The organism is Flammeovirga sp. SJP92, assembly GCF_001583495.1.
Classification (GTDB): Bacteria; Bacteroidota; Bacteroidia; order Cytophagales; family Flammeovirgaceae; genus Flammeovirga.
In genome coordinates this window covers 1-16237 of record NZ_LQAQ01000060.1, presented here as the reverse complement: position 1 = coordinate 16237, position 16237 = coordinate 1, and the positions used below count along the sequence as shown (strand labels likewise).

Genomic DNA, 16237 nt, shown 5'->3' with positions numbered 1-16237 from the left:
CTGGAGTTATTTTTTGTAATAAGTTTTTATTGAGCGAGATAAAAGGTTGTTTACATTGTTATATGTGGAAGTTTTGAAATATAATTTTGAGTAAATTCTAATAGAAAATTAATGTATTGTGAGAAAGTGAATTGACCAATTTTTGGGTATTCAAAATTTATTTAACATCTATTATCAAGGAGGAATTGATGTTCTATTTATACAAAAAAACCATTCTTAATGTTGCCAAAAAGAATGGTTTTGAAAGGTTGTTTGTTAGTTAATTTTGTTTTTTAACAGGCGAAATTTAAATACTAGTGATAAACTGTTTTTGACTGACTCCCTAGATAATTTCTTTATTCAATGAAATGATTTGAACTCTTCCATGATTTCCATATTGATCAAAAGCGGCAATCTGAATTGGTCCATCAATATTCATTGGTGAAGTAAAGACTTTAGAATCACTATCTAATGTATCTTTCACAGATGCATATCGAATTTGAAGTCCAGGATATGCAACGTTTACTTTCACTACATTACCTTCAATTTCTACACCCACAGGAGGAATTCTGAAGTGGCGTCCCCAAGAAGCTAACCTGTTGAATTCTCTTTGTCCAACAGCGTTTGCAAATACATTCCATTGTTGATCCAAATTCTTGAAAATCTCTTTTTCTTTGTCACCTTTTTTCACCAATGATTGTGACCAAGCTCTTTCAGCTAATGCCATCATTTTAGGGTAAAGTAAATATTCGGCATCTTGAGGAGTTTTTAAAGTCTCAGACCATAATGCCCCTTGAATACCCTTGATGTGTGATAACCCTTTTGCGGTTAAACGCTCTTTATCTTTCATTTCTTCAACAGTTAATTCACCTCCTAATCGAAGTTTATGGCTTACCTCAAAGAAGTTAGTAGGCAAGTAGTTGAAGATATTTCTAGTATCGTTGTAATCCCCCCAGTAGAAGCCAGGTTCATTGACCTCTTTAGTGTAAGCCATATCGAAATATAGACTTGAAACACTTGTCAAGATAACATCATAACCTTCATTTGCTCTTTTGTAACCAAAGTCTTCAGTACCAGTACCCCATGAGTTATCCCAAGCGTTAAGTGTTAAGTTTTCTGGTGACATGCCTTCAGCATGATGTAAAATATCATCCCATAACTGTAATTTGATTTGGTTTGACTTTGCGATCTCAGCCAACTTCACAGCATAAAAACCTTTCAACTCATTAATACTTTTGATACCGTTTTCCTTCATGAATTCCTGGCAAAGCGGTGATTTCTCCCAAACACCATGTGCCACTTCATCACCACCAAGGTGCATTGTTTCTAAAGGAACACCTGCTTGAGCATAAATACTTTTGAATTCACCAATCAAGTCATCAATAAAGTTGTAAGAAGACTCTTGGCAAGGACAGATAGTATTGTCATTAAAACCTTGTACAGAAGAATACTCAGACTTATCATTTGGATCATGAAGAAGGTACTTGTCTGCTTCTTCATCTCCTTCTACCTTACGAAGATTCTCAGCTCTGAATTTCATAGCATTGATGGCAATACGTGCATGTCCAGGAAGATCTACTTCAGGAATGATTGTTACATTTCGCTCATCAGCATAACGAAGGATTTCAATATAATCTTCAACAGTGTAATAACCGTTTGAAACATTTTCAATTCCTTCAGCACCTGAACCATACGAAGGTAATGTGCTGTACTCAGAGGTAGGGTGTTTACGAATACTTCCAATCTCAGTTAATTCAGGAAACTTCTTTAGCTCGATTCTCCAGCCTTCATCATCTGTTAAGTGGAAGTGCAGTGTATTCATTTTATAGAATGACATCACATCCAAAAGGTTTTTAATAGTTTCTTTTGTTTGGAAGTTTCTAGCTACATCAAACATAAAACCTCTGTACTCAAAACGAGGCTGATCAAGAATCTTTGCGGTTTTGATTTTGTTGGATTCACCTTTGATTGGAAGAAGACCTCTTAAAGTTTGAATACCATAAACAAGCCCTTTTTCTTGACCTAGAATTTCAATATTTTTCTCATTGATATTTAATACATAAGCTTCCTCAGAACTATTCACTTTGTTGATTGTTAATCGGATAGCACTTTCAGAGGCTTTAGGGACAATCTCTAATTCAACTCCAGTAGCATCTTTGAAATAGCTCTGCAATAACTTAGCTTGACGAGTTGCTTTTGCAGAAGCCTCAATTTGTTTTAATGTAGTAATATCAATGCTTGATTTTCCTTCAGTTACTTTAAAAGGAGAAGGAATAATCTTATCAGCAGTTTTTAATTCAATTTCAGATAACTTACTATTATTTTCATATCTGATTTCTTTGGTTTCTACCACATAAGTATCAGTTTCAGATATTTTTGCCATTTCAGGCTCTAAGTCACTGTAAGAATAACTTGGCGTATAAAAATCCTTCTTATTGTTTTTATTGAATACAAAGTAAAATCCTTGTGCTCTATCTGTATATTTAATAACTGCACTATTGGTATATAAAGGAACAATAATACTATCTCCTGTAGCTAAACCTTTGAAAGATTTTTTAGGGGTAATTTTGAAGAAGTCGCCGTTGATTTTTTCTATATCCACATCATTTCCGGCAAGATCAACATTTAAATTAGTACAAGGCTTATTGTTGAAGTAAAGTTCCCAATCGCCTTTTTCTAAATTCTGTTTCCCTACATTTTTAATTGTTAATTCAGCAAATGATTCATTTTTTTCATTTACATCGTTTGTTCGTTGTTTCCAATGTATCGTAATATCCTTAGAGCTTTTTTCCTTTGTGCTGGCACAAGAGAAAAGGCCTAAAAATAAAATGAATAAAAGATAGTTAAATGTCCTCATTATAGTAAGATCTATTGTTCCTTTGGCATTGCCAAAACATAACTCTATATATTTATACAAGCAATTTATTATTTAATAAGTGTAGAAAGAAAACTTTTAGCTGAGAGGCAGGTTTTTCATGCCAAACAACATAAAAATGCTGTTTAATGTATTTTGGTGAAAAAAATAGAGGTTACGTAGACACTGTTATGGTGTATAAGTAACCTCTGATGGTATTGTACGGTTTAAGTTTTTATGAATGATGATATATTAAATAGTAACAATAGAGATAATATTCTAAATGAATTTTTGAATGTTCTATTGATGTTATCCGATGGTCAATTTTCATTTTAGTTTAATAGATAATTGAGAACGTAAAGGTTGTACCTTACCGGATAGACAAAAAAGAGAATGAGAAAAACATACGCAAAATAAATAAAATGAAGACCTCTGGTGTGATGATCTTCGGCCGTTCTGCTTTCTCTGCTCAAATCAAAAAGAGATGACTGGCTAAGTTGTACTTGTTCAATCATAATCTTTTCTTCATTTAAAATAGTAATATTGTCGTTGGATAAGTTTTGAGCCACCATTGTTTGAGGCTCATTTGAGAAATGATCAGTTAGAAAAGGTAAAGCTCCTGCTCCAATAAGGATTAGGGTGAAAAAGAAGTACTGAGCTTCTCTTACGATGATTTTTTTTACCTTTTTCACGTAAACATAGTTTTATAAAAGACTGTAATTTGATTTGTCTTTAAAAACGTGGTAAAACAGTCGAGGTTGGAAAATGGACAGTTGAATTTAGAAAAGTTGTTTTATTATAAGGGTTTTTAAAAGAATCAGGTCACTTTTATTCTTTTTTAAAAAATAAGAGCATGTTTGAAATATCTCTTTTAGTAAAAATTCTCCCTTTAAGAACATGAGTTTATTAATTTCATCAACTATAGAACCACTATTTTCTCTGAAATTAATTTCCTCACAACCTTAAATGGAAAATTTTTACGTCTAAAATATATATTCCAAACATGCTCTAAAGGCCAATAACCCTTCAGGATTATTGGCCAATAAATATCAATTAAGATTTCTCGCTTATTTAAGCTTCATATCTTCGATAATCTTAGCAACTCTTTCTTCTAATACAGCATCAGCAGCATCAAACTCATCTGCAGAAGCAATAGAAGTGTTTACACTGAAGTAGAACTTGATTTTTGGCTCTGTACCAGATGGACGAGCAGAAATCTTAGTACCATCTTCTAAGAAGAATTGCAATACATTTGATTTTGGAAGATCAATAGTACACTCTTCTTTAGAAACTAAATCTGTAGCTACTGAAGATTGGTAATCTCTCATTTCAAGCACAGTAGAACCGTTGATTGTTGCAGGAGGGTTAGCACGAAGTTCTTTCATCATGTTCGCGATTTCCTCTGCACCGCTCATACCTTTCTTAGTGATTGAGATTAATTTCTCTTTGAAGTAACCATGCTCAACGTAGATGTCGATCAGTTGATCGAACATTGATTTACCTTCGTTTTTATAGTAAGCCGCCATTTCACAGATCATTGAAGAAGCTGCGATAGCATCTTTGTCTCTTACTGAATCACCGATCAAGTAACCGTAAGACTCCTCACCACCTACAATGAAGTTTTCTTTACCTTCTTTCTCTTTGATTACTTCAGCGATGTATTTGAAACCAGTCAATACATTGTAGCAAGGCATTCCGTTGGCTTTCGCAAAACGATCAATTAAGTCTGTAGTTACAATAGTTTTACAAACGAAATCATTGTCTTGTGCTTTACCTTCTTTCTTACGAGCAGAAATCACGTAGTTGAATAATAAAGCGGCAGTTTGGTTACCATTCAATAAAGTCCACTCACCTTTGTGGTTTTTGATAGCAATACCCACACGGTCAGCATCAGGGTCAGTACCCAATAAGATATCCGCATCAATTTCTTTTGCTTTTGCTAAAGCCATGCTCAATGCTTCAGCTTCCTCTGGGTTAGGATAAACTACAGTAGGGAAGTTACCATCCACTACAGCTTGCTCCTCAATGATATGAACGTTATCGAATCCAAGTCTTTCCAAGATACGAGGTACCATAGTGATACCAGTACCGTGAATAGAAGTGAATACGATTTTCAAGTCTTTCTGTGCTTTGATCGCTTCAGGAGAAACAGCCAAACCTTCTAACATGTTTAAGTAAGGCTCATCTACCTCTTTGTTGATTTTCACAACTTCTCCGGCACCACCTTCCCATTTCACATCTTCGATTGATTCGATTTTTCTTACTTCAGCAACGATATTTCCATCATGTGGAGGTACAACTTGACCACCGTCTGCCCAGTAAGCTTTAAAACCATTGTATTCTTTAGGGTTGTGAGAGGCCGTTAAAACAATACCTGTGTGACAACCTAATTCTCTAATTGCAAAAGATAATTCTGGAGTAGCACGAAGTTCATCAAATAAATAAACTGTAAACCCGTTTGCGGCAAGTACGTTTGCGGCAACTTCAGCGAAGAATGAACTGTTGTTTCTACAGTCATAGGCAATAGCAGCTTTAGGAGTACCTTCTACTTGTTGTTTTACATAATTTGCTAATCCTTGAGTAGCCATACCAACAGTGTATTTGTTCATTCTGTTAGTACCTACACCCATAATACCACGTAAACCACCTGTACCGAATTCAAGAGATTTATAAAAACTTTCTTTGAGTTCTTGTTCGTCTTCGGCTTGTAAGCGTTTAATTTCTGTTTTAGTTGCTTCGTCAAAAGGTCCTTCCAACCAAGCTTGTACGTTTTGGTTTATTATTTGATCCATTATAATATATAAGATAAGATTGGTATATACGCGTGCAAATTAATATAAAACAATAACATGTTAACGGTGATTTATATCAATTACTTCTAATATCTTTCTAAAATTGTTTAAAAATGTTAATTTGTAATATTACAACCGTTTGAAATAAACCAAAACACCCCCAACGAATTTAACTTATAAGATGTTTACCTATTATCAAATACTAGAAATTGACGAAAAAGCCTCCGAACGTGAAATCAAACGTGCATACAAACGAATGGCAAAGAAATACCACCCGGATGTGAGTAATCACGAGAACGCGGAGGAATATTTCAAGTTGATTATTACTGCTTATAACAACCTTTCCAATGGCTACCAACGTGAATTATATGATGCATGGCTTTTTCAGGAAAGATCAAAAACTAAAAAGAAGAAAGCTTCACTACCCAAAAACTATCAACCGGCTTATTCTAATGCTTCTAAAAAGAAAGAAGACAGAGAAGTAGTCCGTTGGGGGATGGTTTCTGTGATTGGCTTCTTTTGCTTGATTATCACTTTTATAGGTGTAAATAACTACCTCAAAGACAAGAAAGTGGAAGAGCAGATAGCATATGAATATTCGTTACTTCAGAAAGCACAAAGAGCCGCTCAGATTAATGATTACGTAACGGCTTTCACTATTTTGGAATCTGTGGAATATGATATGCAATACTTGTATACACAGCACCGTAAATTGTATGATAGTCTTCACTCTGTTCTTAAAAACACCTCGCTTCAGCTTTTTGAAGATAAAGAATACACTACATTGCATTACTTGCTTACCGATTTAAGAGATAGCTCTAACAATGTGTTAACAGAACAAATGTTATGGCATTTAGCACTTTCTCAATTCAATATCCAAGAGTACAATAACAGTGCGAAAACTTTCCGTACATTGATCACAAAAAACAAATGGAATTATGATGCATACGCGGCCTATTCTGAGGTGTATTCTTCAGGTTTGAATGCCCCAGAAAAAGCAATTGATATTTTAACAGAAGGCGTAATGGTAACCACCGAAGAATATGCTTCCACTTATGGAGCCGCTTATGCCGTAATTCTTAATGGTGAAGACATTCCAGCTACACATTTTAATCTATACTATTTAAGAGCCCGTTTATTAATGCAATTGGAAAGGCACAAGGAGGTCATTAGAGACTTGAATTGGGCACTTCGGCTTCGTCCAAAAAACAAAACATTGCATTATATTTTAGGGAATATGTATTCTAAAATTGGTGAAAATGATAAAGCATGTGAGGCTTGGGTGGAGGCTGAACGTTTAGGACATATCCCTTCGACCACTATGCTGTTTAAATATTGTGCTAAACCAACTTCTTAGTTTGAAGTAGAGTTACCTCTTACTTTTCAGTTTGATATACTCATTTCATCAATTCATTTCATATTCAAATTATTACGTCAGAACGTTGATGAAGTAACGGAGTATCTATTTTTTTATTCAGTAAAACAATAGGTATTCCGTTGTTTTTTAGTGATTTATAGTTTGTTGTAGTAGGAGGTTTCTTTTTTAATATTTCTTATTTGAAGTACTGCATTGGAGTTTGAATAACGTGGAAATACTACTCCTTTTTTTGACGATCATTGAAAACAATATCATTAAGTTTCTGTAACGATTGAGTACTTCTAAAAGTAGACTTAAAGTAGTTCATTTTTTTGAGTGGCTAGTGTGAATACCTAAATTTTCGACTACAAATCAAGTATGATTAAGGCGAAAGCTATTTTACACTTACAACTTTAAAAATGAATGAATTAATTACTTTCAATGAGAAGAGACAGCCATCAAGGCTTTACTCTTTGTTTGCTTTGATTCAGAGCATTCACCTATCGCAAAAACTAAAACCACTCTTGTTTGTTCTTATTTTCTCATCTACAATTTCCGTTGCTCAAGAATACGGTATTGAGGTAGAAGATGGAGTGGGAACGATCTATTTCGAAGACCAAAATTGGACCGGTGGCTGGAATTACATCTGCTTAGGAAGCGATTGTAATGCGGGTTCAAAATCAAATACGAGATGGGAACGTGAGGTGTCTGGTATTGAAGTTGGACAGACTTACTCTATCCAGCTTAAGATCCAAGATAATACGAGTGGTCAGTATCTTTCTCCAGTTTATTCCGTTGTTGCTGTAGCCAAAGGAGACAATCCAGATCCAGTACCAACTTGTGATGATGGCATTCAAAATGGAGATGAAACAGGTATTGACTGCGGTGGGTCGTGTACCCCTTGTCAAGTAACTCCTCCTCCGGTTTCTGCCAGAAAAGTAGAGGTAGAGATGGCTTCTATTTTGGGAGGTGCTTCTATTTACGATGATGCATCGGCTTCTAATGGAAAAGGCGTGGCATATATTTCTTCACAAGGAGCAGGTTTTTCAATTGCAAATACTTCTTCAGCATCATCTGTTGAGCTAGTGTATGCTTCTGAGTTAGAAGGTGAAATTTCCATTTTTGTGAATGGAGTGGACCAAGGAAATATCTCTTTTGGAAGTACGGGAAGTTGGGTTGGTACTTATCAAACGGTTTCACATACTATTGATATTCAGGAAGGCTCTACATTTGAAGTTATTTTCCAAACGGGAGATGCAGCACTGAATATTGATTATGTCAACTTTGTGGGTGAAGCAGGAGAACCTCTGCCATGTACAGGACTGAATAATCCTTCTTCAATTTTCACTGGAGTGGTGACTACCAACGAAACCTCAGATGGTGCTTTAGACGGAACAGTGACTTTCAATTTTAATAATGTCAGTAATGATTATGACAGTATCACTTTTGTGTTAGGAAGCAATGTTTACACTGCATCAATCAGTGACCAGTCGCTTTTAATTCAAAACCTTACATCAGGAAGTTATCCAGCTTCAGTTCAATGGAATAATGGTGAATGTAGTGCAGATTTGGGAACGGTAACTGTTGGTTCTTGTGAAAATGGAATTCGTGATGGTGATGAAACCCAAACCGATTGTGGAGGTATTTGCCCAACTTGTACAGAAGATCCGCTTCCAACTTATGAGGATTTGGTGATTTCAGTGGCAACCTCTACAACGCACGGAGAATATTTGGTGGCTCAGTATGGAGATCAAGCACCAATGACTATTTATACTTGGACCAATGACAATTCAGAGTTTACAAATTGTACAGGAGGCTGTGCTGAAAACTGGCCTTATGTTATCACAGATGCAAAAACCAACTTGATTTTGCCAACTACTTTACCTTCAGGTGTAACCGGCGAGTTTGGGTTGAGTGGAACTTGTGGAGGGCAACTTCAATTAACATTCAACGGACAGCCATTGTATTACTATGTGGGAGATAATGCTCAGGGAGATATCAATGGTGAAGGAGCAGGAAACGAGTGGTATATAGTGAAAGAGTTGGCTACAAACACTTGTTCTGATGGTATTCAAAATGGAGATGAAACAGGTGTAGATTGTGGAGGTTCTTGTACACCTTGTCTATCAGGCCCAGGAGAAGGGTCTTGTAGTGATTTTGGTCTGACAATTATTGATGGACAAGGCATTCTTTACTACAGTGAAGACCTTGGAACGGCATTGTATTTATGTTTGAATGGCCAGTGTTATGCACCAGATGTTCAGGAAGATGGCTATTACAAACGTTTTGTACAAATTGCTGCAAATACGGATTACACAATAAAAGTTCAAGGTAGTAATGAACAGGAAAAAGTAACTCAAGTTTCGCAATGCTATTTTGTACCCACTTGTAATGACGGTATTCAAAATGGAGATGAAACCGGAGTAGACTGTGGAGGAAGTAGTTGTAATGATTGTCCTACTTGTGAGGATGGTATTCAAAACGGAGATGAAACAGGTGTAGATTGTGGCGGAGCAAACTGTATGTCATGCGATGTAGTGTGTAACGGTACTCCAAACCCAAATGCAACTGTTCAAAAGACAAATGAATCTGTTGAAAACCTATCTGATGGTACAATTACATTTGTGTATGATGATGTTGAAGGAAGAGAATTATTCGAATTCTCTATTGATGGAGGACAAACATATCCTTATGTAAGAAATGATAATTCGGAATGGTTTACGGTAGCTGATCTTGCACCTGGTACTTATCATATCATGGTAAGATGGGGAAATGGTGGCGACTGCCCTATTGATCTTGGTAATGTCACAATTTTAGAAGGAGGTCCAGCACCAACTTGTTCTGATGGAATTCTAAATCAAGGGGAAACAAGAGTAGACTGTGGCGGTCCTTGTCAAGAATGTTCAGATGATCCATGTGGAGATATTCCTTTGGTCTTGTATCCATCACCAGCATTGCCAACGCCAGTAATTGGAGTTGCACCGGGTACACATGGTTACACATTTGATCTAGCGGAAGATTTATCCACTGTTTCAGTAAGTTATGGCCAAACGATTGGTATTCAGGCGGATGGTAACCCTGATTTTGAATTCTTCTGTTCATGTAATCAGATTGAATTTGAAGGTGTTAAACTCAATGAAACAGGCCAAGTACCTGTAAAATGCAAAGATGCAGGTAAGTTCTATTATTTCTTCAGATATAAAAAGAAAGGTTACATGACAGACGATCCTGGTGATCAGTATATGTATTCTGCCTTGTTTACAACAGAAGGAGAAAGAATTGACCCAAGAACACGTCCAACTATTTCTTCTATTGGAGCCAATTGGATGAGATTCAGACATCCTCATGCATACGATGGCATTACTGAAGCTATTTTTGATGCCGTTCACAATGCAGACCAACTTCGTTATTTGGACCGTTATGAAACAATAATCACGGATGGACCTGATAATTTGAGAATTGATCCTCAATTGACATCAGCCAATGGTACATTCCATCCTCATACAGGTCAAGATGTAACGGTGGTAAGAATTGATATTCTAGATATTGGAGATTCCCCAGCACCGAGATATGCTACTACAGTTGGAGGTGTATCAGGTACAACGTATGCTGACCTAGGACCGGGTTACAACTATGGTAATATGGTGAATTATGAAATTACAGCTGTTGCAGGTGGTAGTGGAGCCCAAACTTACAATACATTACAGAATTACTTTATTGGTCAAGGTTTCAATACACTTGGAGATCCAAGATTGGCTTCAGCAGGCAAGGCTTCAACACTAATGATTTTACCAAGTTTAGCTACAGCTGGTTTCAATGAAAGAAACTACAACTTAGAGCGAGACGCTATTTTTACACAACATTCTATTACGGTTGAAAGTGAAGATGATGTAGATGATTTCCTAGAGGGCCACCATTTATTCCATGGAGTAATTAATAGAAGTGATGCAGGTGGTTACAATCAGTATCAAGTGGAATTAGGAGAAGCAAAAATTGGCTCTACTACTTGTGGAACTTGTCACTTTAGAGATGGCAGAGGACCTGAAGTAATTCAAACACCAAGAGGACCACGTCTGCCACCAGCGGTATATGGAGTTGGTTTCTTACAGTGGATTGCAGGAGCAGAAGTAGGATTAAGATGGGATGGAGGAGCTAAAACAGTGGAAGAGCAAACGCGTAATGCACTGATTGAAGACCATGGTATTGATCCAGATACGGATATTTCTCAAGAAGATTTGGAGCAGATTGTAGCTTATACCAAGTTCTTGACAGTGCCCACAAGGAGTGCCAATTCTTATAACATTCCAGGGGTAGCAGAAGGAGAATTAGCTTTCAATCAAATTGGTTGTGCTTCTTGTCATCAAGTATCACAAAAAACAAGAAGTGATGCACCGAAGGAGTTCAGAGATCTAGTAATAAGGCCTTATACAGATATGAAATTACACAATGTGAACAATGGTAATTTCAGAACACCAGCATTATGGGGTATTGGCCGAAATATCGACTTATTAGAAAGAAATGGTTTTCCGACCTTGTTTATGCATGATGGTTCAGCAAGTTCTCTTGAAGAAGCGATCCAAAAACATGGTGGAGATGCGTCAGGTGTTAGAGCGGCTTATAACGCTCTTACCGAAGAAGAGAAAAGTAACATCATTAAGTTTATAGAATCACTTTAAAAACAAAAATGAAGGGTTGCGATAACGTGATCCTTCATTTCAAAAAATAAAAAAATGAAGAAAATAGTAACCACATTAATATTGATCTTCGGAAGTTTCATAGGTGTACATGCACAGCAAAATGTTGCCGCTATTACAGTAAAATGTCCACCATGCAGACCAATTGCCAGTTGTGATCAGTGTTTTGAAACACAAGCTCAGGCTGATGCAAATTGTAATTCTGGAGCAAGAATCAAAGGCAATGGTTTGGCTGAAGAATTATCAGCGTTGAGTATCAGTATTTATCCCAACCCAAGTAAAAAGGGAATTTTTACCGTAGAGGGCGAAGTGCCATTAAACGGTAATATCAAACTCTTCTCGCCTGTGGGATCATTGATTAAAGAATTCAATGTGTCAGAAGCAAAATCCTTTAAGGTGGGACAAAAATTAGGACTTACAACCGGAATCTATATACTCTTATATACTGACAAAAGTGGTAAATCAATCACAAAACGTGTGATCGTTGATTACCAAGATTAAAGAAATTATTTGAGGGTAGTGTCTCAAATAGTATTAGATGAATTTTCGATTAGAAATTCTAAATTTAAAGGGGCATCTTTAGTGAGATGTCTCTTTTTTTTGTGGTGAATTTAAAAATCAAGACTCTTCCTTCTTTTTCTCATTTTCCAAAACCCCATTGGGTATTTTTGGGTTTGAAATATAAAACTTCAACTCATAGTTTTCTTCCAAATATTCTTTGATGAATAAGGGGACATCCTGTAAGTAAATTTTATGAGAAATATTGCCTCTGTTGTTATCTTTTTTGAACTTTGCGAAAGCTTTGATAATTTCCTCTTTCGTGTTTTTTTCTTGAGAAAGTCGCCCATTCAACAGTAAGATTTGCTCAACAATTTTCAGTGCTTTTTGGGTACTTTCTTTACCGCTTTTAAGGTTGATACTCCCATTGCAAGTCACTCTGATTTTTTCTATTTGTTGGATGTAGTAATAGAAATCCTTTTGAGTGTTTTCTGTGTAATCCGCAACTTCATGTTTCAGTTTATTAATTTCAATATTCTTCAGATTAAGTAAACTGTCTAGTTTTTCACCTTTATGGATAAGATCGAGAAATGTATTTTGATCAAGTGAGGCCTGATCTGTTTTTTCAACAGTTGTTTCATTGTAAAAGAGTTCTGGAATAGTATTTTCTCCTGTAAAGTCCTGATTATTGAAAAGCAAAATTACCGCAGCAACAACTTCAAGGATAAGTGCGGAAAATAAAGGTGTCAAATATTTTTCTCTGATGCCTTTGATGACATTGGTGATGCCTAATAGGGTAATTACTGCAGTGAGCGAGAAGATGGAGATGAAAACGACAAACAAAATATCTGCTTTCATGAGCTTGAATAATTAATTAGTTTATTTTTTGAAAGAGAATAACGTGAAATTAACATTATCCACACAACATTACAACTCGTTGAGTTCACATTTTATGTCGTATTCATAATGTGTATAGATAAGAAAGTTAGATCTTTATATAAAAATCAGTAAATAATTACTTCAACTGCACTTCATTACAAGGCTTTCAAATGAATAAAAATTAGCATTAATATTGGAGAGATGAAGCATGGTTGCAGTATTAAAAATCGTTGATTAGAGCTTGTTATTGAAGATGATACGTCAAAACTGCTCTTTTTGAAGAATGGATTCCTGTAATTCTAGTAGTAGCTGAATATTATTTCATTCATTACGCATTCACTAAGTTTGAGTCATAAGGTCAGATAAACTATCACCTTATAAAAATGAGCTTAAAACTCATCTAGCTATGAAAATTTAGAGGTCCTTTTTCACCGGATTTCTATGTGTTTTTTTAATGAAATGAAATAATAAAAATTGAAATGAAAAGACTAACGTTACTTTTTTTTGCTACACTTGTAGCCTTGAGTACGTATGCTCAAAATTGTCCTCCGTCACACCCTTATGAAGCTTGTGGCAGATGCTGGGAAAGTGCTTCCCAAGCACAATCAGGAGGATGCGATGAGACAACAGACCCAACCGATCCTCCAAGTGCACCGTCTAACTTGGTGTCAACTTCAGTAACACAAACTTCAGTAGGTATTCAATGGAACGATAACAGTTCTGATGAAGAAGGTTTTGAAATTTATAGAAATAACACTCTAGTGGCTACCGTAGGTGCTGGCGTTACTTCTTATAATAGTCAGAACCTTGCAAGTAATACAACCTACACGTTTGAGGTATTGGCTTACAATGGAAATTTAAAATCTGCCAAAACAAGCCCGCTTCAAATAACAACAGAAGAGGATATCCCTTCAGATGAATTGGGTAATGTTGTACTCTCATCAAGAAATGAAGGAAACGGATGGGTAATTGAATGGAATAGTGTAAATAACGCTACTTCTTATACCTTAAACATCGTTACAAAAGAGGGAAATACTGAATTGTCTAATGATGATGTTGCAGTGACAGGTCTTTCTTATTCAGAAAACAACCCTGTAGAAGATAGAACTTATATCTATACTTTAACAGCATCAAATGCAACGGATTCAAAGCAGTCTAATCCAGTACAAAAGGTTAGATCAAGTTGCAATGGTGCCACAGATGAGCAAGGTAAAGTATCTGGTAAATTTACTCCTAAGAATGGTAAAATTTTAATGTTCTTAGGACAAGACAACAATTCTGTAGATGAATATGTAGGTTCAGGTCAATTCCCTGCAATTGGAGGTTTTACAAACTATACCAACATTTATGATTTTGCAGGTTTGGAAAACATCAACAACTATGGTAGCGGTGACATGTGTATTCAATGTGGTATTGATAAATACCCTTCAGCAGCTGTAGCCATTGGATTGTATATGGTAGAGGACAATGATGGTAAAGGAGAAGACCATCCTAATGGATTAACAGATGTAGTAAATGGAGTTTATGATGCTTCAATTGATAAGTTTGCCAACTTTGCGAAAGCCAATCCTACCACACCGTTTTTCTTAAGAATTGGTTATGAGTTTGATGGTACATGGAACTTCTATGATCCAACAAAATACATTAATGCTTACCGTTATTTAGTAGACCGTTTAAATGCTCAGGGAGTAGAAAACGTGGCTTATGTTTGGCAGTCAGCTGCATACGGCTTCACTTATAATTCTAACCCAATTGATGCTTGGTATCCTGGAGATGAGTATGTGGATTATATTGGTTTATCTTTCTTCTTTTATGATGAAGGCTTTAATGGTCCAAACCTTCAGTTCTTATTGGATATGGCAAGAAACAAGCAAAAGCCAGTAATGATGGCTGAGGTTTCAGCACAGTATTATGATTTTGATGAGAATACTTTTACGACTTATGACAACCCAGGTCTGAAAACTCCAATGACTGGTGAGGCCATGTGGAAACAGTATTTTGAAGATCAATTAATTCCATTTATTGAAGGAAATGAAGATGTGATCCGAGCAATTTCATACATCAATGCAGACTGGCAATCACAAGAGCAATGGATGTGGCCAGATGCTGGAAATGGATATTGGGGAGATACTAGAGTACAGCAGAATGCATACATTGCACAGCAGTGGAACAACTTGATCACTTCAGGAAAATATCAGAATGGAGAGGCTAATTTATATCAAATTCTAACAACAGGCGATTGCGGTACAACACCACCAGACGAGGAAAACCCTCCTGTAGAAGGTGTATTGCCAGGTATTCCTCAAAATATTGCAGCAACAAGTAATTCATCATCATCAATTACTGTAAGCTGGTCGGCGGCGAGTGATGCGGAAAGTTATGTAGTAAAATACAGTGTAGCTTCAGGAAATTACTCTGACTCTGTTACAACTACTTCCACACAAACCACAATTAATGGTCTTGAAGCCGAAACGAATTATTATGTGAATGTGTACGCGATGAATGCAGAAGGCTCTGGAGATCTGGGTACAGAGACTTCTGCTACTACACAAGCACAACCTGTATTAGGAGATAAAATAGAAGGTAAATTCACTCCTAAAAATGGAAAGACTATGTTGGCCATCGGTCAGGATTTGGCGGCAATGTCGGGATACAGAGAAGGTAATATGCCAGAGCCAGCAGCAGCTGTAGCATACGTTTCTTTCTTTATGTTGACACAAGACAATTACGGAATAAACTATGGTGCAACAGGTATGGATAATGCCGGTAACTTTACTGGAGTTGATACAGATTGGGGTTCAGGACCTTTGAATGCATCAAGCACTGCATTAGGTTGGGATCAATCGGCGTTGATTATTGCAATGTCAATCACAGAAAACTGGAACCTGAACGGATTACAAGGAATTGCAAACGGTCAGTATGAGCAACATATCGATAAATTAGCATTATTCTGTAATACATTCCCTGACAAGAAAATTTACTTGAGAATTGGTTATGAGTTTGATGGACGTTGGAATTCTCAAGAAACAGCGGGAGGCGATTATCCAGCAGGATATCACAAACAAGACGAGTATAAAGCAGCATGGCGTCATATTGTAGATGGAATGAATGCAAGAGGTGTTGACAATGTGGCTTACGTATGGCAGTCATCTACTTCACCTGTAGACGATGTATTGGACGGTTA

8 protein-coding genes are annotated in these 16237 nt (G+C 36.4%); 4 read left to right on the top strand and 4 right to left on the bottom strand.

Annotation, left to right across the window (positions count from 1 at the left end):
• Positions 1-322 precede the first annotated feature (322 nt).
• The 3 genes from AVL50_RS12285 to AVL50_RS12275 form a co-directional block, all read right to left on the bottom strand.
• Positions 323-2836, bottom strand: a complete 2514-nt coding sequence (locus tag AVL50_RS12285) for a family 20 glycosylhydrolase (protein WP_062616794.1) — start codon at positions 2834-2836, stop codon at positions 323-325.
• Between the two features lie 329 nt (positions 2837-3165).
• Positions 3166-3525 carry a hypothetical protein gene (locus tag AVL50_RS12280; RefSeq protein WP_062616793.1) on the bottom strand — a complete coding sequence of 120 codons (360 nt, stop codon included), beginning with the start codon at positions 3523-3525 and terminating at the stop codon, positions 3166-3168.
• Between the two features lie 375 nt (positions 3526-3900).
• The gene (locus tag AVL50_RS12275; protein ID WP_062616792.1) at positions 3901-5625 is read right to left on the bottom strand and encodes a phospho-sugar mutase; all 1725 of its coding nucleotides are present in this window, start codon (positions 5623-5625) and stop codon (positions 3901-3903) included.
• A gap of 181 nt (positions 5626-5806) precedes the next feature.
• On the opposite strand from AVL50_RS12275, the gene AVL50_RS12270 reads away from it, so the two are divergent.
• The 3 genes from AVL50_RS12270 to AVL50_RS12260 all read left to right on the top strand — a co-directional run bounded on the left by AVL50_RS12270 (position 5807) and on the right by AVL50_RS12260 (position 12177).
• Positions 5807-6982 carry a M48 family metallopeptidase gene (locus tag AVL50_RS12270; RefSeq protein WP_062616791.1) on the top strand — a complete coding sequence of 392 codons (1176 nt, stop codon included), beginning with the start codon at positions 5807-5809 and terminating at the stop codon, positions 6980-6982.
• A 419-nt stretch (positions 6983-7401) separates the two neighbouring features.
• Positions 7402-11658: a di-heme oxidoredictase family protein gene (locus AVL50_RS12265; protein WP_062616790.1), complete on the top strand. Its 4257-nt coding sequence runs from the start codon at positions 7402-7404 to the stop codon at positions 11656-11658.
• 54 nt (positions 11659-11712) lie between these two features.
• Positions 11713-12177: a T9SS type A sorting domain-containing protein gene (locus tag AVL50_RS12260; protein WP_062616789.1), complete on the top strand. Its 465-nt coding sequence runs from the start codon at positions 11713-11715 to the stop codon at positions 12175-12177.
• Between the two features lie 117 nt (positions 12178-12294).
• Here AVL50_RS12260 and AVL50_RS12255 read toward each other — a convergent pair whose 3' ends face one another.
• Positions 12295-13032 carry a hypothetical protein gene (locus AVL50_RS12255; RefSeq protein ID WP_062616788.1) on the bottom strand — a complete coding sequence of 246 codons (738 nt, stop codon included), beginning with the start codon at positions 13030-13032 and terminating at the stop codon, positions 12295-12297.
• A 500-nt stretch (positions 13033-13532) separates the two neighbouring features.
• Here AVL50_RS12255 and AVL50_RS12250 point away from each other — a divergent pair.
• Positions 13533-16237: fibronectin type III domain-containing protein (locus AVL50_RS12250; protein ID WP_172826828.1), on the top strand; the 2705-nt coding region annotated here is incomplete at its 3' end.

Coding starts and splice junctions, on each gene's coding strand:
- AVL50_RS12285 (WP_062616794.1), bottom strand. CDS start 2,836: ATGAGGACATTTAACTATCTTTTATTCATTTTATTTTTAGGCCTTTTC.
- AVL50_RS12275 (WP_062616792.1), bottom strand. CDS start 5,625: ATGGATCAAATAATAAACCAAAACGTACAAGCTTGGTTGGAAGGACCT.
- AVL50_RS12270 (WP_062616791.1), top strand. CDS start 5,807: ATGTTTACCTATTATCAAATACTAGAAATTGACGAAAAAGCCTCCGAA.
- AVL50_RS12265 (WP_062616790.1), top strand. CDS start 7,402: ATGAATGAATTAATTACTTTCAATGAGAAGAGACAGCCATCAAGGCTT.
- AVL50_RS12260 (WP_062616789.1), top strand. CDS start 11,713: ATGAAGAAAATAGTAACCACATTAATATTGATCTTCGGAAGTTTCATA.
- AVL50_RS12255 (WP_062616788.1), bottom strand. CDS start 13,032: ATGAAAGCAGATATTTTGTTTGTCGTTTTCATCTCCATCTTCTCGCTC.